This is a genomic window from Curtobacterium sp. MEB011, from assembly GCF_030209655.1.
Lineage (GTDB): Bacteria > Actinomycetota > Actinomycetes > Actinomycetales > Microbacteriaceae > Curtobacterium > Curtobacterium poinsettiae.
In genome coordinates this window covers 362,257-382,434 of record NZ_JARVRN010000002.1, presented here as the reverse complement: position 1 = coordinate 382,434, position 20,178 = coordinate 362,257, and the positions used below count along the sequence as shown (strand labels likewise).

The 20,178-nt window shown below is 67.0% G+C and carries 21 protein-coding genes; 10 read left to right on the top strand and 11 right to left on the bottom strand.

Annotated elements, in window-relative coordinates:
- Positions 1 to 18 precede the first annotated feature (18 nt).
- From QRN30_RS03720 to QRN30_RS03695, 6 genes are all read right to left on the bottom strand, one after another.
- Positions 19 to 1,194 carry an acyltransferase family protein gene (locus QRN30_RS03720; protein ID WP_017887639.1) on the bottom strand — a complete coding sequence of 392 codons (1,176 nt, stop codon included), beginning with the start codon at positions 1,192 to 1,194 and terminating at the stop codon, positions 19 to 21.
- Entirely contained in the window at positions 1,191 to 2,921 is a 1,731-nt protein-coding gene (locus tag QRN30_RS03715; protein WP_017887640.1) for an FAD-binding oxidoreductase, read from the bottom strand. Before QRN30_RS03715 ends, QRN30_RS03720 begins: the two co-directional genes overlap by 4 nt.
- A gap of 3 nt (positions 2,922 to 2,924) precedes the next feature.
- The gene (locus tag QRN30_RS03710; protein WP_017887641.1) at positions 2,925 to 4,187 is read right to left on the bottom strand and encodes an FG-GAP repeat domain-containing protein; all 1,263 of its coding nucleotides are present in this window, start codon (positions 4,185 to 4,187) and stop codon (positions 2,925 to 2,927) included.
- Positions 4,188 to 4,203: 16 nt separating this feature from the next.
- A complete protein-coding gene (locus QRN30_RS03705) occupies positions 4,204 to 5,403 on the bottom strand; it encodes an MFS transporter (protein ID WP_017887642.1) in 1,200 nt (399 codons plus the stop codon).
- A 20-nt stretch (positions 5,404 to 5,423) separates the two neighbouring features.
- The gene (gene wecB / locus QRN30_RS03700; RefSeq protein WP_017887643.1) at positions 5,424 to 6,590 is read right to left on the bottom strand and encodes a non-hydrolyzing UDP-N-acetylglucosamine 2-epimerase; all 1,167 of its coding nucleotides are present in this window, start codon (positions 6,588 to 6,590) and stop codon (positions 5,424 to 5,426) included.
- Between the two features lie 83 nt (positions 6,591 to 6,673).
- Complete coding sequence (locus QRN30_RS03695) at positions 6,674 to 7,357, bottom strand: hypothetical protein (protein ID WP_017887644.1); 684 nt, start codon at positions 7,355 to 7,357, stop codon at positions 6,674 to 6,676.
- A 668-nt stretch (positions 7,358 to 8,025) separates the two neighbouring features.
- Here QRN30_RS03695 and QRN30_RS03690 point away from each other — a divergent pair.
- A complete protein-coding gene (locus QRN30_RS03690; RefSeq protein WP_159557119.1) occupies positions 8,026 to 8,397 on the top strand; it encodes a hypothetical protein in 372 nt (123 codons plus the stop codon).
- Here the strand turns inward: QRN30_RS03690 and QRN30_RS03685 are convergent.
- Positions 8,357 to 9,298 carry an EamA family transporter gene (locus QRN30_RS03685; RefSeq protein WP_228500594.1) on the bottom strand — a complete coding sequence of 314 codons (942 nt, stop codon included), beginning with the start codon at positions 9,296 to 9,298 and terminating at the stop codon, positions 8,357 to 8,359. The genes QRN30_RS03690 and QRN30_RS03685 overlap by 41 nt on opposite strands.
- Positions 9,299 to 9,396: 98 nt before the next feature.
- Between QRN30_RS03685 and QRN30_RS03680 the strand changes: the two genes are divergently transcribed.
- Positions 9,397 to 9,894 carry a MarR family winged helix-turn-helix transcriptional regulator gene (locus QRN30_RS03680; RefSeq protein ID WP_017887647.1) on the top strand — a complete coding sequence of 166 codons (498 nt, stop codon included), beginning with the start codon at positions 9,397 to 9,399 and terminating at the stop codon, positions 9,892 to 9,894.
- Positions 9,895 to 9,946: 52 nt separating this feature from the next.
- On the opposite strand, the gene QRN30_RS03675 is transcribed toward QRN30_RS03680, so the two are convergent.
- The gene (locus QRN30_RS03675) at positions 9,947 to 11,644 is read right to left on the bottom strand and encodes an acid phosphatase (RefSeq protein ID WP_284760505.1); all 1,698 of its coding nucleotides are present in this window, start codon (positions 11,642 to 11,644) and stop codon (positions 9,947 to 9,949) included.
- Positions 11,645 to 11,912: 268 nt separating this feature from the next.
- Between QRN30_RS03675 and QRN30_RS03670 the strand changes: the two genes are divergently transcribed.
- Positions 11,913 to 12,164, top strand: a complete 252-nt coding sequence (locus QRN30_RS03670; RefSeq protein ID WP_259551426.1) for a hypothetical protein — start codon at positions 11,913 to 11,915, stop codon at positions 12,162 to 12,164.
- Positions 12,165 to 12,204: 40 nt separating this feature from the next.
- Here QRN30_RS03670 and QRN30_RS03665 read toward each other — a convergent pair whose 3' ends face one another.
- From QRN30_RS03665 to QRN30_RS03655, 3 genes are all read right to left on the bottom strand, one after another.
- A complete protein-coding gene (locus QRN30_RS03665; RefSeq protein WP_259551424.1) occupies positions 12,205 to 12,717 on the bottom strand; it encodes a P-loop nucleotide/nucleoside kinase family protein in 513 nt (170 codons plus the stop codon).
- A gap of 160 nt (positions 12,718 to 12,877) precedes the next feature.
- Complete coding sequence (locus tag QRN30_RS03660; protein ID WP_159557109.1) at positions 12,878 to 13,054, bottom strand: hypothetical protein; 177 nt, start codon at positions 13,052 to 13,054, stop codon at positions 12,878 to 12,880.
- A gap of 15 nt (positions 13,055 to 13,069) precedes the next feature.
- Positions 13,070 to 13,672 (bottom strand): hypothetical protein, encoded by a 603-nt coding sequence (locus QRN30_RS03655; protein ID WP_159557107.1) that lies wholly within the window; start codon positions 13,670 to 13,672, stop codon positions 13,070 to 13,072.
- Between the two features lie 772 nt (positions 13,673 to 14,444).
- On the opposite strand from QRN30_RS03655, the gene QRN30_RS03650 reads away from it, so the two are divergent.
- From QRN30_RS03650 to QRN30_RS03625, 7 genes are all read left to right on the top strand, one after another.
- Positions 14,445 to 15,050, top strand: a complete 606-nt coding sequence (locus QRN30_RS03650) for an HIRAN domain-containing protein (protein WP_284760504.1) — start codon at positions 14,445 to 14,447, stop codon at positions 15,048 to 15,050.
- Positions 15,051 to 15,330: 280 nt separating this feature from the next.
- On the top strand, positions 15,331 to 16,476 hold the full coding sequence (locus QRN30_RS03645) for a DUF4062 domain-containing protein (RefSeq protein ID WP_284760503.1): 1,146 nt from the start codon (positions 15,331 to 15,333) through the stop codon (positions 16,474 to 16,476).
- 44 nt (positions 16,477 to 16,520) lie between these two features.
- The gene (locus tag QRN30_RS17625; RefSeq protein ID WP_350225045.1) at positions 16,521 to 16,622 is read left to right on the top strand and encodes a DUF3892 domain-containing protein; all 102 of its coding nucleotides are present in this window, start codon (positions 16,521 to 16,523) and stop codon (positions 16,620 to 16,622) included.
- Between the two features lie 161 nt (positions 16,623 to 16,783).
- Entirely contained in the window at positions 16,784 to 16,936 is a 153-nt protein-coding gene (locus QRN30_RS03640) for a hypothetical protein (protein ID WP_284760502.1), read from the top strand.
- A gap of 439 nt (positions 16,937 to 17,375) precedes the next feature.
- On the top strand, positions 17,376 to 18,386 hold the full coding sequence (locus tag QRN30_RS03635) for an ABC transporter ATP-binding protein (RefSeq protein ID WP_284760501.1): 1,011 nt from the start codon (positions 17,376 to 17,378) through the stop codon (positions 18,384 to 18,386).
- Entirely contained in the window at positions 18,373 to 19,215 is an 843-nt protein-coding gene (locus QRN30_RS03630; RefSeq protein WP_284760500.1) for an ABC transporter permease, read from the top strand. The genes QRN30_RS03635 and QRN30_RS03630 overlap by 14 nt, the downstream gene beginning before the upstream one ends.
- Positions 19,208 to 20,056 carry an ABC transporter permease gene (locus QRN30_RS03625; protein ID WP_284760499.1) on the top strand — a complete coding sequence of 283 codons (849 nt, stop codon included), beginning with the start codon at positions 19,208 to 19,210 and terminating at the stop codon, positions 20,054 to 20,056. The genes QRN30_RS03630 and QRN30_RS03625 overlap by 8 nt, the downstream gene beginning before the upstream one ends.
- The last annotated feature ends 122 nt before the right edge of the window (positions 20,057 to 20,178 follow it).

Genomic DNA, 20,178 nt, shown 5'->3' with positions numbered 1-20,178 from the left:
GTCGGGCCTTCTCGCTGCTCACACCGTCGGCGTCGCCACTGCCGGCTCGGGCGCCGGGAGTAACTTCCGACGAGGCCGTGCGAACCGATCCATCATGGGTTTCTCGACGAGCGCGTAGAGCGCCCAGCCGCCGAGGATCGTCAGACCGAAGAACGCCGCGATGAGCAACAGCGCCACCGGCGTCGAGAAGGTCGCGTTCTGCATCATCTGGCGGACCCAGAAGATGACGACGCCCTGACACAGGTAGAACCCGAACGACGTGTCACCGAGCCACTGCATCGGCCGAGACCGCAGGAAGGTCGGCCTACCGGCCGCGTCACCGCTGGCCGCCGTCGCGATGAGCATCGCGATGGGGACGATCGTCGCCACGTTGAACGTCCACACGAAGGGCACCACGTTGGCGAGCGCGTAGCCAGCGGCGCACGCGAGCAGTGCCTGCCACATGCGCACGGCGGGCCAGCGGTGCTCCATGACGATACGGGCGAGGAGCGATCCGAGGATGAACTCGAACAGGCGTGCCGGCGGGAAGATGTAACCGAACCAGAACTGGAACGAGGACACGGGGGTGAGCGCGGATCTCGGGCTGTCCGGCACGACCGTGAGGTTGATGATCTGCACCAGGATCATCCCGACGACCATCATCGCCGCCCAGAACCACAACCGGTTCCCCGGGATCTTCCGCAGCCCGATGATGATGAGCGGGAAGAGCATGTAGAACAACAACTCGCTGCAGAGTGTCCAGGATGGTGGGTTCACGGCGACGTTCACGGCGCCGTCAGGAGAGTACGAGTTGAGCAGGAAGAAGTTTAGGACGACTGCGTGGGCGGGCGTGATCGAAGCGGCGAACAACACCATGGCGAGCACCCACATCACCAGGTGGTTCGGGAAGATCTTCACGAGCCGGCGCCGCCAGAAGGACGTCATCCGTTCGCCGGGCTTCGCGGCCCACGCGAGCAGGAACCCGCTGAGGACGAAGAAGAACGAGACGCCGATGTAGCCCGTGGTGACGAAGATCCTCTCGGCGGTGTCCGCGACCCGCTCGTCCGCGAAGAGGTTGATCGGATCGTTCGGCGGTATCGGAGACGCGGACAGCGTGATGTGGAACCCGAAGACCAGCAGCGCGGCGAAGAACCGCAGACCGGTGAGCGACGGCAGCTTCGGTGGCCGCTTCGTGGTGGGGGCTTCGATGGTCATCGGTTCCCGTCCTTCCTCGGCGGGAGCTCGACACCGAGCTTGTGCGTGAAGTGATTGGCGGGGTCCCATCGTCGCTTCGCGCGCTGCAGCCGCGGGTAGTTGCCCTTGTAGTACAAGGTCGACCACGGCACACCCGACCGGTTGCGCTTCGGATCCGCCATGTCGTTGTCTGGGTAGTTGATGTAGCAACCGTCCATCTGATCGCCGGGAACCGGCGCACCACCGGTCTCCGGGAAGAGCCCCTCGAAGGTCTCCCGTTCCCAGCCGAGGTAGAAGGCGTCGTCCTTCTCGTCCTGCCAGAAGGTCTGCAGGCAGATCTTGAAGATCGTGTCGCGTTGCGCGTTCGCGGTGGCGTCCTCGGCGACGGCGTTCACTTGGCCCCCGAAGGAGAACACGACCATCATCGTGTCCGGGTTGGTGAAGTCGGTCCGCGTCATCTGTTTCCACATGACGCCGAGCTGTCGGTCCGTGAACCCCTTCTTGAAGTAGGCGCTCTTGTGCGCGCCGCGACTGGTCGGGTTCGTGATGGTGGGATTGTTCGTGCCGACCGTCCGAGTTGCCTGCATCCATGAGATCTGCTTGGTCTCGTAGAAGTCCGGGAGCGCAGGGAGCTCACCGCTGGGAGCGGTCATCGGCTCCGAGCTGACATCGACGCCGGCGGTGATGGCAGCGATGAACCGATGCAGCACACCAGCGGCGTCCGGCGCATCCGCGTCGATCTGGGTGAACATCCCCAGGCTGCCGTGTGCCCGGTGGTTCAGGTTGAACAGGCTCGACAGGTTCGATTCCGGCGTGCCGGGGTCCTTGTACCGTTCGTGCCAGGTGTTCCAGTTGGTCATGAGCCGTCGGAAGGCGGTCTCGTCCACCTGGTCCCAAGGGAACGACAGCGCACTCACGAGCACGCGGGACGGTGCCTTCACGAGCAGGTCCGACGGGTTCGTCCCCGTCGCGCCGGGGGATCGGAACCAGTACTTCGTGACGATGCCGAAGTTCCCCCCACCACCGCCGGTGTGCGCCCACCAGAGGTCGCCGAGCGCCCCCTTGGACTCACGAGTGGCCACGTGCGTCGAGACCGTGCCGTGCTCGTCGACGGTCACGACCTCGACCGCGTGGAGGTGATCGACCACCAGGCCGTGTGCACGGGTGAGCAGGCCGTACCCACCACCGGCGATGTGGCCGCCAGCGCCGACGCTGTAACAGATGCCTCCCGGGATCGTGACACCCCATCCCTTGAAGAGCTTCTCGTACACGTTCAGCAGCCGTGCACCGGGCTCGACGGCGAACGCGCGCATCGCGGGGTCGTAGTACACGTCCGTCATCGTGGAGAGGTCGAGGATGACCTCGACCTCCGGGTTGCACACGAAGTCGGCGAAGCAGTGGCCGCCGCTGCGGACGGAGAGCTTCTTGCCGGCGCGGACTGCCGATCGGACCGCACTCTCCGCGTCCTTCGCCGAACCGATGAGCCGGATGTAGTCGGGCCGAGCGACGAATCGCACGTTGTTGCCCGTCATCATGTCCAGGTACCGGGAATCACTCGCCGTGATCGTGGCCCCTGCCACCGTGCGCGCATCGTGGTTCGTCTCGGACGCCATCGCTGCGAGCGGGTTGCCGTTCTCGAGCGCCATCATCGCCCCGGCCGCGGCTGTGCCGGCAGAGCCGAACAGGAACCCCCGTCGGCCGACCCTGTTCTTCGGGGGAGGTACTTCGGTGCTGGTCTTCGCCTGCATGGTTCAGCCTTCCTGGGGCGTGCGGTTGCGGTGGAGGGTGATCTCGGCCTTCGGCGCGACGAAGTAGTGCGGCACCGAGTACGAGATGGTGGCGAAGTCGTCGATCCCGCGGCCTTCGAAGTCACCGGCGACGATGCGGGCGATGGATTCGCTGGACACCTTCCACTTCACGAACAGCCCCTTCTCCAAGTCGACTGCCTTGTAGTAGTAGGCGCCCTGCCAGGGATCCGGCCCGCGGAGGCCGATCAGGAACTCGTCGTCGCCGTCACCGTCGAAGTCACGACACATCACCGTGTGGCCGGGGCCCTCACCGTTCTCGTTCGGGTCGCCGTAGATGTCGAGGAGGTGCCGCTGCCACGTCGACGCCGTGGCGTCGGCGGTGGTCCGCGTGTACACCGCGACCGTGTTGCCGTGGAACGGTTCGATCGCGGCGACGTACGCCAGGGGGTCGTCCCCGATCCGGCCCCCGTCGACGTCGCCGGAGCCCTTGAACGTCGTCTGCTCGAACTGGCTCGACTCACCGTCGCCGATGTGTTCCCAGGCGAACCGTCCGGTCACATCGTCGTAGTAGAGCCAAGTGACGCCTTCGTCGGACGCCATCAGGATGGTGTCCAGAGCGGAACCGGGGATGAGACCGGGTTTGCTGGCGACGCCGTGGATCATCCGGAAATCGGTGCGGCTGATCACTTCGGCGTCCCATTCCGCAGTGGGGTCGTCGGGTTGGGTGAACAGCATCACCGGGAGGACCGCGTGCACGTCCTCGACCGCGACGATCGGGAACCCGATGATCTGGACGCGGTCCGTCCGGGAGAAGTGCCCGACACGGAGGCGATGCATGCCGGTCGCCCGGCCGACGTAGTGTCGCTTCCAGTTCTCGGTGGCCGTGGCCGGGTCACCGGGGTTCTCCAGCCAGTCGATCTTGCCGCCGCCGCCGTCGGCGTGGTGGATGGTTCCGCCCGGACCGTACAGCTGGTAGCAGACGACCAGGTCGGGCAGCCCGTTGCCGGTGATGTCGCCCGTGTCGGCACCGACCGGTTCCTTGATCCGGTCGACGATGAGGTGCTTCTCCCACGTCGGGGACTTGTACCAGTAGATCTCCCCGACGGTCAGGCCGTAGCCGATGAGGTCGAGGTTGCCGTCGCCGTCGACGTCGGCTGCTTCGAGCCAGTAGCCGTCCCGGAGGAAGTCGGTGACGGTCTCCGAGTCGAACGACGGCGGGGTGAGCGCCAGGGCCGGCGACGCGGGGCGGAGTGCTTCGAGTGTCATGAGTGTGCCTTCCGGTTCAGGAGGGGATGGTGACGGGGCGTGGAGCCGCTGTGGGAGACGATGCGGAGCGGCGCCGATGCGCGCTCGCTGCCGCGATCATGAGGATGAGCGCCGTGGTGGCGAGCGCAGCGCCGACGATGATCGGCGACCGGTAGCCCAGACCAGCGGTGATCGTGAGACCGCCCAACCAGGCGCCGATGGCGTTCCCCGCGTTGAAGGCGGAGATGTTGACGCCCGATGCCAGGGTCGGGGCCGCAGAGGCGAACTCGAGGACGCGCATCTGCATCCCCGGTACGGACGCGAAGCCGACGGCACCGAGCAGGAAGAGTGCGAGGCCTGCTGCCCACGGTGTGCCCGCGACGATCGCGAAGCCGACGAGGACGACGATCAGTGCGCCGAGCAGCACGAGGAGCGTCCGGTCGAGCTGCACGTCCGCGGCGCGTCCACCGACGATGTTGCCGACGAACAGTCCGCCACCGAACAGCACGAGCATCCACGGAACCGCTGCGTCAGGGAAACCAGCGACGTCGGTGAGGATCGGTGCGACGTAGGTGAACGTGCCGAACATCGCGCCGAAGCCGAAGACCGTCACGAGGATCGACAGCCACACTTGCCCGTTGCGGAACGCCGAGAGCTCTCGGCGGAACTGTCCTGCCGGTCGCTGTTCCGCGGCCCGCGTCGGGATGAACGCCAGCAGGCCGAGGAGCGCGATGATGCCGATCGCCGTGATGGTCCAGAACGTCGACCGCCAGCCGTACGACTGTCCCAGGAACGTGCCGAGCGGAACCCCGAGCACGTTGGCGATCGTGAGTCCGAGGAACATGATCGAGATCGCTCGCGCCCGTCGGTCCGCCGGGACGAGCGAGGCGGCGAGCACCGAACCGATCCCGAAGAACGCGCCGTGGCACAGGGCCGCGATGATCCGGCCCACGAGCATCACTCCGAACCCGCTCGCCACGGCGGAGACGAGGTTGCCGACGATGAAGAGCACCATCAGGGTGCACAGCACCGTCTTCGGTCGCATCGACGCCGTGACCGCCGTGACGAAGACACCGCCGAATGCGACGCTGACGGCGTAGCCGGACACGAGGTACCCCGCCTGGGGGATGGAGACGGCGAAGTCCGTCGCGACCTCGGGGAGCAATCCGAGGATGACGAACTCGGTCAGGCCGATGCCGAACCCACCGATCGCGAGCGCGACGAGACCGGCGGGCACCCTCGCCGTCGAAGGCGTGGTCATGCGAGCGAGGGCACCACGTCGGCGCCGGGGACGAAGGGCATGACGGCCGGCCCCATGCCGAAGTAGTTTGCGATGGCCGCGATGGTCCGGTCGGTCGCGCGTCCGTCACCGTACGGGTTGATCGCGTTCGACATCTCCGCGTAGGCCTCCGGGTCGTTCAGGAGGCGCTGCACCTCAGCGACGATCTGGCCACGATGCCGGCTGACGAGGCGGGACGAGCCGGTGAGGATCGACTCGCTGCGTTCCGTGACCTCACGGAGCACGAGCGTCGGCTTCCCCAGGGCGGGGCCTTCTTCCTCAGCCCCCGAGCTGTCCGACAGGATGACGTCACTCCGACGGAGCAGTCGGCAGAACGACAGGTACGGCAGCGGGTCGACGAGGTCCACGTTGTCGATGCCCGACAAGACCGGGACCAGCACCGAGCGGACCTTCGGGTTCAGGTGCAACGGCACGACGATGCGGACGTCGTCGCGGGTCGCGATGTCCGCGAGGGCCTCAGCGATCTCGAGCATCGGCTGTCCGTGGCTCTCTCGGCGGTGCGTGGTCGCGAGGATGACGCGTCGGGGATCCGTGTCGAGGTCCTCGAGACGGGGGTCGCCGTAGGAGCGGAGGTTCTGCATCCCCCAGGCGAGAGCGTCGACGATGGTGTTGCCCGTGACCGTGATCGCGCTCTCTCGGATTCCTTCTCGGATGAGGTTCGCGTGGTTCCCCGGTGTCGGCGCGAGATGGAGCGCGGCGATCTGACCGACGAGCTTGCGGTTCGCCTCCTCTGGGAACGGTGACGAGTTGTTGCCGGAGCGGAGACCCGCTTCGACGTGGATGACGGGGACCTGCGCGTGCAGTCCGGCGAGCGCGCCGGCGAGGGTCGTCGCGGTGTCTCCGTGCACGAGCACTGCGTCAAGGCCGTCGAGGTGGTTCCCCGAGCACAGACCTTCGAGGATCCGGTGCGTGACCTCGGACAGGCTCTGCCCGTCCTTCATGACCGCGAGGTCGACGTCCGGCGTGATGCCGAACTCGTCGAGCGTGCTGGTGAGCATCTCCCGGTGCTGACCGGTGGAGATGAGCACGGTGCGGAAACGCTCGTCGCCTCGGAGTGCGTGGATGAGCGGTGCGTACTTGACGGCTTCGGGGCGAGTGCCGAAGACGATGCCGATGGTCTTCATGGTGGAGCTCCTGCCTGGTTTCGGGGACGCCGGACGAACCGGTGACGAACCGGTCGGCGTCGGTGGTGGTGGGCGGTGCTGGATCAGGCCGCGTGGAACTCGAGTGCGAGCCAGAGACAGTCCGAGTCGGCTCGGTACTGGTGCCACGGGTAGGTGAAGGTGCCCTCGACGTCGACACAGAACGGGATCGGGTTCGTGGTGCCCGGACTCAGCATCTGGTCCTCGTACAGGGATCGATGGGTCTTCTCGTCGAACTTCTGCATTCGCCCGAGTCCGCTGATCTGTGTGTGCACTTCGATGAACGGATGGACGTTGTGGATGCCGCAGTCCGTGCCGGCCGGGCTGAACCACAGGTTCGCCTTGACCGTGAACCGTTCGGGCCGCGACGGAAGCGCCGGCTGGTGGAGCACCGTGCGCCGGTCGATGAGCACCGTTCCGATCACTGCTTGCGGCGACTTCAGCAGAACCGGCCCGCCCTCACCGTAGAAGTCGTGCCAGCCGATGGCGCGCGCACGCCGCTCCTGTTCATCCTCGGATGCCGCCGCGACGGCGAGGATGAGCTCGCCGGTGACCACCCCTTTGACGAGGATCGTCGAACTCAGCGGAGGAAGAGGAGCGAGCTGCGTCGTACCGGTGAATGCATCGGTCTGCGCCAGGTTCACGATCACTGTGCGTTCGGTGATCGGAAAATCGACGGCATCCCGGATGAGCGCGACCGTCGCGAGTTCGCTGTCGAAGTTCAGTTTCTCGGCGATGGTGTTTTCCATGCTGACCCCCCTGAGTCATTTGATGCCAGGCAAGGGCGCTCCTGCCGAACCCCCACTCTGAACAGGAAAAACTGCGGGATGAAGAAGCCGGTTGACTGACCGTGTGGCACTTCCTCGTCCCGCAGTGAGGCAATGACAGCAGTTGCTCAGCCAAAGCATCCACTCCCTGACAGTGACAGGCTGCTTCCGCGTTCCTCTTGACCCAGGTGAGATCTGCGCGCTAGGGACGCGCGCGTTGCACCGCCGTTCTCGCTGCACGACGAGCGCGACGTAACAAATCGATTTCCAGATGATGAAGATTGCCGGAATCTTGTTCCGCAGGATCAACACCGTGCGGCGCATCCTCATGGAGTCGCCTAACGTGAGCGAACCGATCGCAATTCTTTGGGGGAACCTTGCGGGGACGAAACCATCAGCTCCTCACCGCAGCGGCGGGCGTGGTCTGCATCGCAGTGGTCACCGGATTGTCCGCATGTGCCACGCCTGGGGCTGCCTCTGGGCCGGAGCCCGATGCGCTGAGCGCGGCGCGAGCGGAGAACATCCTCGACGCGAACGCCGATCAGGCATGGCAGCTGGTCGCGTCACGCCATCCGGGGCTCGAGCGGCCGGTGGTCGGCCGCGTTCGGACCGTCTCGCACGCCGACTGGGCCCCGACGCAGGAACGCTGCATGACCGCCGCGGGGTTCCCGCAGGCGAAGGCGATGCCCGACGCGAGCCTCGCCTCCGGACAAGTCCCGGCGGAACAGTCCGAGCCGTTCGCGGTCGCCGAGTACACGTGCGGGGTCGAGTACCCCATGGCCGCGAAGTACCAGACTGCCTTCAACGCGTCCCAGCTGGAGTGGCTCTATCGCTACTCCACGGGCGAGCTCACGAAGTGCCTGCAGGACCACGGCATCGCGGTGAAGCGCGGCCCGAGCGAGCAGGAGTTCGTCGACAGCGACGGGGCGTGGTCGCCGTACCGGTCGGTCGATCTGCCGCAGTCCCAGTACTACGAGCTCGTCACCGCCTGCCCGGAGATCCCGGACTCGATCTACGGCTGAGCGGCTCGGAAGAAGGGCCCCGAGACCCCGCTTGTCCGAGCTGCCCACCCAGGGAGCCGAGGAGTGCGACGACGAAGCCGACGATCTGCAGCGGCGACAGCGCCTGGCCGAGGACGACCCACCCGAGCACCGCAGCGGTCAACGGACTGAGGACGCCCAACAACGCGATCCGGGCCGACGGCAGCGCCCGTGCGCCTCGGAACCAGACGCCGTAGGCCAGGGCTCCACCGACCAGCATGAGCCAGGCGTACCCCACGTACCCGGCGGCGGTCGGTTCCCACGGTCCGCTGTCGACGAACGGGAGGAGCGGGGCGATCACCACTCCCCCGGCGATGAGTTGCCATGCGGTCGAGGTCAGGGGGTGCGTGCCCTCCGGGGTGCCCCACCGACGAGTGAGCAGGAGCCCCAACGCCATGGACACCGTCCCGAGCGCCGCCGCCCCGAGCCCGAGCACGTCGAACACCGCATCTCCGCTGAGGGAGACGAGCGCGACGCCCACCAGGGCCACGACGCCCCACACCACGTGGGCGATCGCGGGCCGCCCCCACCGCAGCGCCACGGTCAGTGCCACGACGACGAGCGGCTGGAGCGCACCGACGATGGCCGCCAGGCCTCCCGGCAACCGGTCGGCCGCGACGAACAGCAGCGGGAAGAAGCACCCGATGTTGAGCATGCCGAGCACGAACGTCCGGAGGCGCCAGCCCCGCGGTGGGACTCCCGGCCGGATCGCGAGCAGCAGCAGGCCGGCGGGGAGTGCACGCAGGACGCTCGCAGTCATCGGGTGATCAGCGGGCAGGAGCTCCGTGGTGACCACGTAGGTGGATCCCCAGACGATCGGCGCCACGGCCGCGGTGAGCGTGATGCCGGCCGACGCGGACGTGGATCGGGAGCGGTCGGTCATCTGCACACCGTGTTTCCTTCAGGCTGAACTTCTCAACGTTGAGACATTATGGCCCCGATAGGCTCGCGTCAAACAGTTCAGCGTGAAGGAGTGCTCCGATGGAGGATGCCGTCGATCGAGTCCTGGCCCAGTGGAGCCGGGAGCGACCAGACCTCGACGTCCGCGCGATGGCCGTCATCGGGCGGATCGGGCGCGCCGAAGCGATCCTCGACCGCAGGGTCGGTGCCGTCCTCGCCGAGCACGACCTGCTGCCGGGCGAGTTCGACCTCCTCGCGACCCTCCGACGTGCGGGATCACCGCACCGACTGGCCGTCGGACAGATGCTCGCCTCGACGATGGTGACCTCCGGGGCCGTCACGAACCGCTTGAACCGGCTCGTCGCGAAGGGCTTCGTCACGCGGCAGACCGACCCCGCGAACCGACGCAGCGTGCTGGTCACGTTGACCGATCACGGGCTGACGGTGGTGGACGCAGCGTTGGCCCGGCACGTCGAGAACGAACGGGAGCTCCTCGGCACGCTGAGCAGCGACGAGGAGCAGCAGCTGGCCGGGCTCCTCCGGAAGCTGCTGCTCGGCCTCGGCGACGGGGCGGACTGAGCACAGCCCGCCGTGGCCACCGGCCCCGGAGAGTCGCCTGACGCGCTCCGTCTCAGGCGGCGCCGTGGCCCCGGCCGTGGCCGTGCTTCGTCGCGTTGGCGTTGACGAGGTGCAGTTCGTTGCCGTGGCGCTCCAACATGGGCTTGTACCCGGCGGGCAGGCCGGCGACGCGGACCCTGCTGAAGCTCGAGCCCTTCGCGATCCGGTCCGCCGTGATCAGGACCACGTCGTTGGACACGGCCGTGCCCTTGGCGACGTGCACCCGCAGCGTCCCGCCGAACGACGCCGTGCCGTCGACGCGCATGGCTGGACGGGGCCCGGAGACGCTCAGCGACAGTGCAGCGTGCGAGCGCTGCGTCAGGTTGCCGCCGATTCGGATCACCCTGGTGCTGGCATCGGCGAGCGTGCCGGAGACAGTGGCCACCGACCCCTTGCCCAGGGCAGCAGCGGAGTCCGCCGTCAGCGTCCCACCGCGGACGATGGTGCCCCCGGTGTAGCGGTTCGAGCCGGCGAGGGCGAGGCTGCCGGTACCCCGCTTGGTCAGTGACCCGTTCCCGCCGATGTTGTTGCGCCAGGTGTCGGCGGCGTCCAGGCCCTTCTCGGCGGCGTTCATCGACACCGACACCGCGCTGTCGAACGCTCCGTAGCCGGACGCTGCCGAGAACAGATCGAGTCGCCCCCACCCTTCCGCATCGTCCAGCAGGGGGTAGCCCGACGGCAGCGCGGTCGTCCGGAGCACCTCTCGGATCTGGGCGTCGCTGAGGTACGGCAGGCGGGTCCGCAGGAGCGCTTCAGCACCCTTCGGCACCGTGGCCGGGGTGGTCTTTGCGCCGGTGCGCGCGAACCCGTACGTCAGACGTTTGCGGTAGTTCTTCTTGTCCGCTGCGTAGTCCGCGTACCGATCGACCGCGCTCGGGCCGGCTGCGGCGAGGACCTTCTCCGCCTGCTGGTGCGCCTGCTGCTCGAGCTGCGTGTTGGCCGGGTCGTTCAGGACGGCCGCTGCCAGCGCAGTCGCCAGGACCCGTCCGCCCATGACGTCGAGCGGCGAGTGCATCCCCGCGACGATCCGACTGTTGCCGATCTCCGAGCCGTTGGTGAGGAGCTCGGTGTACTTCTCCGGGTACGCGTACGCGAAGGCCAGAGATGCCAGGTAGCCGGCGTTGGTGTGTCCGCTGGGGAAGCCGCCGTCCGTGGCGGGCGTCGGGGACTTCTCGGGGACGAGCTGCGGCAGCACCTTGACGTCCTGGCTCTGCCGGTACGGCCGCGGGTACTGGTAGTACTTCTTCGCGTTGCTGGCAGAGGAGTAGTCGCCCCGCAGCGTGTTCACCAGCTGGACGACGTCGCCGAGCTCCGAATCGGTGTCCGCCCACGCGCCCTTCGCGTTGCCCTGGTCGGCGTACTGCTTCGTCGTGGCGTCCGCCGGGATCTCGTCGGGGATCGTCGTGCCCGCGTTCGTCGCGGTCCGCACCGCGTCGGACAGGTCACCGAAACCCGCGATGGCCGAGTAACTCTGGTTCCGTCGGTCGATCAGGTACGCCTCGTGCCCCTGCGCATCCGTCCGGGTCTGCGTGGTCCGCGCTGCCTGCGCGATGTTCGAGTCCAGGATCCGCTGCGCTGCAGCGCTGGTGGCGACCCCGTTGTCCCACGACGATCCCGGGCGCCACAGGGTGCCGAACTGCGACAGCACCCCGGTCGCGGCGTTCGTCTCCGGCGTCGTGGCGGCAGGGGTGTTCGTCTTGTAGGTGTCCACGAAGTACCCGTAGGCGCCTGGACGCGGCGCGGTCCGGGATGTCGCCGCAGATGCGCCCGCCGGAGCGATCAAGGACACGGCGCACGCCACCGCCAGGACCCCCATCACCGTGCGGGCCCGACGTCTCGGAACAGCGATCAGGAACCGGCGCATGGCGTTCTCTCCACTCGAAGCGTGGTCACACGATTCGGTGACACAGAGCAGAAGCGTGGCGCAGGCGCGTGAACCGGAAGTGGCAGGTGTGTGAACCACCGCCGTACTCGCGCTGTTGCTCACCACGGACCCCGCCGGGTACGGCGACGACAGGTTCGCACTCATGACCCCTCGACGCGTTGCACTCATGACGCTGGGGCCGCTGGTCATCATCATCGGCTTCGTGTTGATGGCCCACTCGGACGGCAGGCTCGACCGTCTGGCGGCGGTTCTCGTCGTCGTCGGGTTTGCTCTGCTCCTGTTCACAACGGCGCGACCGGGTCAGGCGGCGCTCGTGCGCTACTGGAGCAGGTACGAGAGGAAGTAGCCGCGCACCCGTCACTCCTGCCGGACCGTCGAACTGTCCGTTACCGGACGTGGAGCTCGAGGTAGTCGAGGGCCCGGCGCACCGTCTCTTCAAGCGGGCGGGTGCTGTCGATGACGAGTCGATCGTCCGTGCGGGGCTCGTACTCGTCGGCGGCCCGCTGTACCTCGTCTAACGTCGGCAAGATGAACCCGGGCAGGTCGTTCGCACGCTGCTCCACCCGGCGACGGTGCTCGTTGACGTCCGCACACACGACCTCGATCACGCGCAGCGGAACCCCGGCGGCTTCCGCTGTCGACGCCCATCCAGCCCGAGCGGGTTCGACACCACTCACCGCGTCGGCGATGACCACCTGTCCGCGAAGCAGATTCGGCACCGCGATGGCGTGCATGATCGAGTAGGCGGCGATCCCGGACTGCTCGCGCGGAATCTGGTACTTCCACATCGCGCCCTCGATCGCATCAACGCGAAGCGTCAGTGAAGGCGTCAGCTCCGCGATCGCAGCAGACAGCGTCGACTTCCCTGCACCGGGAAGACCACAAACCTGAACCAGCATCGGCAACTCCTTCGTTCCCCGGAGCTCCTTGTCTATCGGTCCTGGACACGCAGCACCAGCGAAGTGGATACCTTCGTCGCCTTCCGATGACGTGTCCGAATGACGCGCCGTGAAGCCCTCGGACGGGCGAGATCTGCACCGTCGCAGCGGCTGACGCACGTCACGACGCGCGGGGCACGTTCGCGCGCACGTCGTCGGCCTGCGCCTCGTCGAGTACCCAGAATCCGGTGTGCTCCGGGTAACGCTCCCGCAGGTAGGCCCGCACGGCCCGCCCCGGACGAGACTCGTTCGTGTAGCCGAGCTCGGCTGCCAGCTCTCGCGGTGTGTACGTCGTCATCGGTTGCTCTCCCTCTCAGCCGCGCCCGCGCAGCCGCCGAAGCCAGCCGGAGCGCGTAGTGGTCTCGCTACTCGCCTGGGGTGGTGACTCCCCCGCCGCCGGCACGGGCCGAGTCATGGGCGCCGGCGCGCCGATCGTGATGGTCAGCTCGCGCTCCGCAGGGTCCGGGATCGGCGTCATCGGCCAGTCCGACGGCTCGTAGTTGTCCGGAACGACGTACCCGCCGCAGTCGACGACCTCGCCGGCGGCGTTCACCGTGACGTGCTGCACGTACAGCGTCCCGTCGTCGAAGTCGTAGGGGCTGGGCCCGTCCGGTGCGTACGCCGTCTGCTCGCGAAGCCCCTTCGACCAGGAGAGCCGGCCGACGGCGCCTTCGTCCGACGACGCCCACCAGTGGGTCCCTCGCCACTCGACGTGGAGCTCGTCGCCGACGCGGACTGATCCGATGTGCTCGGTGACCGTCGAGTGGTGCAGGCTCGACAGCATCGGCGTTCCTCGGCCGGCGTACACACCTGCCATGAGCCCCGCGACACCGAAGCGACGATCGCCGTTCTTGTGCCTCGAGCCGAGCTGCTGATGACCATCCGCGGCCGCCGGCGGTTCTGCCGTCTGCGCCATCACCCCTCCTCGTGCTCGCTGCTCAGGCTACGAGCCGATCAGGCCGAGAGCCACTGCGATGACCAGCCCGCCACCGACGAGCACCGCCGTGGCGCTCCCGATAATCACGGCGAGTCGTTGGTCCCTGTGCATCCCCATGCGTCGAGCCTAGGAGCCGCGGGCACTCGACCGACCACCGCCGGAGCGATCGACGTCGTCGATGTCCGCAGACAGACGCAGCATCAGGTCACTTCAAAGGGTGGGACTCAAACCAACGCATAGTGCCACCTATCGCAAGTTCCGGAGCCCACGACCGCAACGGAGTCGGGTGTCACCTTCGTCGAGGAGGACGACGGCCACCGAGTAACGGCCCGGAAGTTGCGGTTGCTCACACCTTCCCGGGACAGAGCGAAAGAGCCCCAGATCCCCGTTGTGACGGGGATCTGGGGCTCTTTGCGTTGGCGGGGTCATTTGCAGGTCTTTGCGTTCCGCGTAACGGCGCCGTTCTCGGGCAGCCGGCTCGGCCAATCTAGCTGAGTTTCCCCTGTGCCCGGTTCACGTTTCCCCTTTCGAAAGAAAGCCCTGGTCAGGCGAGACGCACTGTGGGTCACACCCACCGCTCGGCGACTACTCGGATGGTGACGACATGCGTAGAACGCACTTCCCTCGGAGCGGCGCGGCCGCTACCCGGTATACGTGACGTGGGTCCGGCGAAGACTCAACTTGAAGGGGTTCGAGCCTGTCGCCCGTCCGGGGCGCAGACAATGCGGCCACGGCTAGTTACGGTGTCCGCATGGTGTTCGCGCTCGTGCTGTTCCTCGTCGTTTTCATCATCAGCGGACGCCTGTTGGTTCAGCACTTCACCCGTCAGCGCGGTGCAGAGCCAACCACGACGCGCCCGATCGTAACTGTCACGAAGACCGGTCCGGAGGGCGTGAAGCAGCCCGGAGCCATCGCCAGGAGCTCCAGCGACGCTGTTGCGGAAGCGGACGAGCGGAAGCGCCGAGCAACTTCGCGTAATGCTTCGAGGATCGTTCCGGCTTACCTTGACGAGCGACTTTCCCGGATCGACTTGCGTGAGCTGCCGTCGTCGCGATTCCGCATTGTCGGTACGGCGTACTGGCTGCGCGACGACGAACGGGCTCGGTACGGGGGTCAAGAATACGAACTCGTACGTGAACCCGAGAACGAGCATGACGGGAACGCGGTCGCTGTCTACGGCCGAGGACGGAAGGTAGGGCATCTCAGCGCCGCGAAGGCCGCAGCGCTCGCTTCAGATCTCGACCGTCTCGGACCCGCATCCTTCGTCGTATCCGGCGACACCGTCTCGGAAGCGAGCATGAAGATGTGGGTCGACATCCCTCGAGTGCCCGCGCTCCGCACCTTCGAGCGAAACTAGCTCTCACCGCTAAGTAGCGCTTGGCCCTACTGGTGGACCGCTTGCCGTTTGGTGTGTTCGCCCCCGAGGCCGCCGCGGTCCATGGCCTCGTGAAAGTTCGCAGCGGTGATCCCGAGATGCGACTGCGCCTCCTCGAGGCTTGGCATCACAACGCGCATGCTCTCCTTTGTAGCTCCACCACTCCTCGATGCGCGCAGCCGCCGATGCGAGGGTCCGCGCCGAAGTCACCGGTCTCGTCCGGAACGCTGCGTTTGTCAGCGCGACGTGCTGAACTGGTGCCATGGCTGCCCGTGACTATCTGACCGCTGACCTGCTCGCCGCGGAGGTTCCGCCTGCTTCTGGTGACGTTGCGCAGTGGGCGGCGGAGCAGTCGGTGTTCGTGTCGAGTCTGATCCGGGACATGCCCGACGAACGCGCCGCAGCTCGGGCAGCGATCACCGCGTTTGGCGCGCAGCCCGTGATGTTCGAGGACGACCTTGGGGCGCAGGATGTGTCAGCGGAAGCCGCGTACTTGGACGGCCTTGCTCGGTCGAGCATCTATCTCGGGATCTACGGGCACCGATACGGCGTCCCGTTGTCGAGTCGGTACTCGGCGACGCACGAAGAGTTCCAGCATGCCGATGTCGCGAACCTGCGCATGGCGTTGTTTGTCTCAGATCCCTTCGATGATGCAGAGGGCCAGCAGTGGGACTTCGTCGCTGGTGTGCGCACCCGGTACACCACCGCGTCGTACACCGACCCATCCCAACTGCAGGAGCGGATCGAGAAGCGTCTGCAGACGATCGCCCGTGAAGAACTCACTCCGTGGGTGATCGTCGGGGAGACCGCGTTCCGAGCGACGTCCATCGCTCGCAACGGCACCGATATCGCAGTCCGAGCGACTGTGCGGAGCAGTCGGGTCGCGGAGCTGCTCGACAGCTACGCGGAGCGGCGCGACACGATCTCGTTCGCGAGCCCACACGATTCCGGTTCGATGCGCGTCACGGCCGTCAACACGCACACCACATCCACCAACAGCCGGGTCGTTGAGATGACGTTGTCCGCATCCCAGTCTGGTGCGAACAGCTCATTCATGTTCGCCGCGATGAACGGCGTCTCCGCTAAGGATGCATTTGCGAGCGCGTTGCAGGATGCCTTGTGCCACACCAAACAGCCAACGCCGTTCGGCATGACATCGCTGCAGGACCCGCTCGCCGTCCTGCGCGGTGCGGGACTTCCCGATGCCGTTGTCCGGTCACTTGCGAGAGTGCTTGTCAGCGAAACGCTCCGCGAGAACAACGTCCCCGGCGGCGCATCCCGGTTCGTCCTCAGTCCGCAGCGACCCGAAGGTCGACTCCTCGAAGTGTCCTGGTTCCCGAAGAAACAGTACGTCAATGTCCCGGCGCCGGCGGAACGGACGATCACAGGGACGGTTCCGGCCATCTGACCTCGTGACGGCGGCGTCCAGGATTCGCTGTCCGGTGCGCCTCGATCTCCGGCCCAACGTGCAGCAACTACGGAGGCCGCAAGTTTCTGAAGACGACGGCGGACACCACCTCGAAGAACAATCTCGACAACCTGCCGCCGTGCTGATGCACTCTGGACCGCCACGACGTCGTGGCGGTATCTCGCCGGCGGCACCTCGACGACGCCGAAGCGCAGCCCCCGGTCAGGAACCACCTCCAGTCCGCTCGAGCGCTGCCGATAGTCCAAGATGTGGCGTCACGATGACGCCCTGACCTCAGGAGACAAACATGCCCGTCCGCCTTGCCAGCATCACCTACGAACGCCACATCCGCATCTGGCGTCTCCGTCTCGAACCTGACGCGACCGGCGCGGGCGACAAGGCTGGCGATCTCGTCAGGTTTGGCGGGACATCCACGACCCGGACGATGAACTGCGAGTGACGATGCACCTCGCCGCTAGGGGTGTGCGTCCGGAACTCGGCGGCTGGCTGGATGAAGACGGGACGTGGGTCGTACCGGTGGTGCGGCTATCGTGAGCTGCATCGAAAGTTCTTTCTGCGTTGGCTGAACGTGAGGATCTTCAACCCACTAGGGGTGGACTCCACGACTGTGTGCCAGTCTTGGACCAAGCATGCTTCGCGCTTTGGGTCACTCCATATGCCCAGATCCTGCATCGTGGCGCTGCTTCGTCTGGATCGCGCTATCCGTCGTCGACACAGGAGGCGACGAGGAAGTCGACGGAACCTCCGCGCCGACGGCTCGCGCTGACGACGATGTGCTCGAGCACACGAGACGGAAGCCTCCTGGTCGCAAGCCCCCGAGCTGAAGTGTCCGGCTTCTGATGCTCGCAACGCGTCGACTTCTTCGATACCTTCGACGAATGTCGCTCATTGTCGCCGACAGCCTGGTCAAGGAGTTCTCTCGCCCGGTTCGGGTGGAGGGGGCGTTCTCCGGGATCCGGAACCTCTTCACGACGAAGACGGTCACGAACCGTGCGGTGGACGGGGTCTCGCTGACGATCGAGCCGGGGGAGATCGTCGGCTACCTCGGTGCGAACGGCGCTGGGAAGTCGACGACGATCAAGATGCTCACGGGCGTGCTCGTCCCGACCAGCGGCGAGGTCCGGGTGAACGGCGTCGTACCGTGGCGCGACCGGTCTGCGAACGCGCGGACGATCGGCGCCGTGTTCGGGCAGCGGACCCAGCTCTGGTTCGATCTGCCGCTCCGGGATTCCTTCGACGTTCTCGCGAAGCTCTACGGCGTCGCACCGTCGGCGTACCGGCGCACGCTCGCCGAGTTCGTCGACCTGCTCGACCTCGGCTCTTTCATCGACCGGCCGGTCCGGACGCTGAGCCTTGGGCAGCGTATGCGTGGCGACCTCGTGGCCGCGATGCTGCACGAGCCCCCGGTGCTCTACCTTGACGAGCCGACCGTGGGCCTCGACGTCGTCGCGAAGGCCCGGATCCGGGACTTCGTCCGCGAGCGGAACCGGACTTCGGGCACGACGATCATGCTGACCACACACGACATCGGTGACGTCGAGCAGCTCTGCCGACGAGTGGTGATCATCGACGAGGGGCGCATCCTGTTCGACGGCGAGATCGATGCGTTGCGCCGGGCGTATCTGCCGCACCGGACGCTCCGTGTAAAACTGTCCGGCCCGGAACCACGCGACTGGTCGGTCGACGGCGTGCACCGCGCCGGCATCCGGTCACACGGCGCTGCGCAGCTGCTCGACCTGCGCTTCGACCCGGCCAAGGTGTCGACCTCTGCGGCGATCGCCCGCACGACGGCTGCACTCCCGGTGGCGGACCTGACGGTCCGGGAGCCCGAGCTCGAGGACGTCATCACCGAGATCTACACTGCGCGGACGGTGCGTGGTGACGGCTGATGGCGTGCTGAGGGAGGGGCGAGACCGGCCCGCAGGTCCGATCGCGATCCGCCTCGCGCTCGTCGGGCACGGGATGCGGCAGGTGCTCGTTTTCCGCGCCGACGTTATCGTCGGAACGGTGAGCACGGTGAGCCGGGTCGTCCTCGTGATGCTCGTCTGGAACGCCGTGTACGGAGCGCGCGGGACCGTGAGTGGGGTCGACCGGGAGGACGCCGTCGGCTACGCGGCGCTCGGCGCGCTGTTCGCGGTTGTGTTCCAGCCGTGGCACTTCTCGAACCTCAACAGCCGGGTGCGCGACGGAAACGTCGTCTTCGACGTCATGCGGCCGGTGGGTCTGCTTACTCAGACCCTCGCGGCGCAGATCGGCAGCTCCCTGGCGAATGTGCCGAAGGCGGCGGTCGGGCTGGCGCTGGCGCTCTTGCTCGGCGCGATCCCGGGGCCGAGCACGTGGTGGCAGACGGCGGCGTTTGTGCTGAGCGCCTGCCTCGGCCTGGTCATCGCCGTTCAGTGCAACCTCATCGTCGGTCTCACCGCGTTCTGGACCACCGACGTCGGCGGCGCCTACATTATCTACAGCATGGCGGCGGCGTTCTGCTCCGGGTCGCTCATCCCGCTCTGGTTCATGCCCGACGGGTTGGCAGGGGCTCTGCGTGCCTTGCCCTTCAGCGCGCAGATTTTCACACCACTCTCGATTTGGTTCGACCGCGCTCCAGGATGGACCGTCCTCGGCGAACTCGCGCTGCAGGTCGGGTGGATCGCCGTGCTGACGGTGATCGCGCGCGCGGTCTGGTCGCACGCCCTGCGCAGGACGGTGATCAACGGTGGCTGACGTCGGACGCGAGGTTCTCCCGGGCACCGCCACCGCGCTTCCCGGCTGGTTCCGCCAGTGGCAGATCCTGCTCGCCGCAGCGTTCCGCCAATCCCTCATCTATCGAGGCAACCTCATCCTGATGATGGCGGGCAGCGCCGCACTCCAGGGAACGCAGCTGCTGTTCATCGGGGTACTGCTCGATCGGTTCGGGGTGATCGCGGGCTGGTCGACGGCGCAGATCGCGTTCCTGTACGGGCTCCGGCTGACGGCGCACGGCGTCGGGACGGTCTTTTTCGGGCAACACCTCGCAATCGATCAGGTCATCCGCCAGGGCGACTACGACCGGTTCCTGCTCCGACCGACCCCGCCGCTCGTCCAGCTGTTGACACGCTGGTTCAACCTCGGAACGCTCGGGGACCTCGCCCTCGGGCTGGGCATCCTCATCGCCGCGATCACCCTCGCACCGATCGCGTGGACCCCCTGGCTGGTGGTCCTCACTGTCGCCGCTGCGATCGGCGGCGGACTCCTTGAGGCCGGGCTGCAAATCGGGCTCGCCGGCCTCTCGTTCCGGCTCGGCTCGACCCGCGACCTCAAGGTCACCGTCGACAACACGTTCACCGACTTCGGCGCGTACCCGCTGCCGGTCTTCGGTCCGGCCGGCGTCTACGCCCTGACATTCGCATTGCCGCTAGGATTCGTCGCGTACCTGCCAGCCACCGTCGTGCTTGGCAAGACGGGCGAACTGCTCGTGCCTGTGTGGCTCGCCCACGCCGCGCCACTCGCCGGCCCGACGATGCTCGCGCTCGGGTGGTGGTTCTTCATGCGGCAGTCGCGGTACTACACGAGCCCCGGCGCCTGACTCCTCCCTCGATCTCGCATGGACTGCACGTCTGCCGGGAGCGCTACTGCGTTTTGTTCGAATCGCCGGGGAAATTCGGCCGCCCCCTAGACGGGGGTCGGAACCGCGCCTAGCGTGGTGGG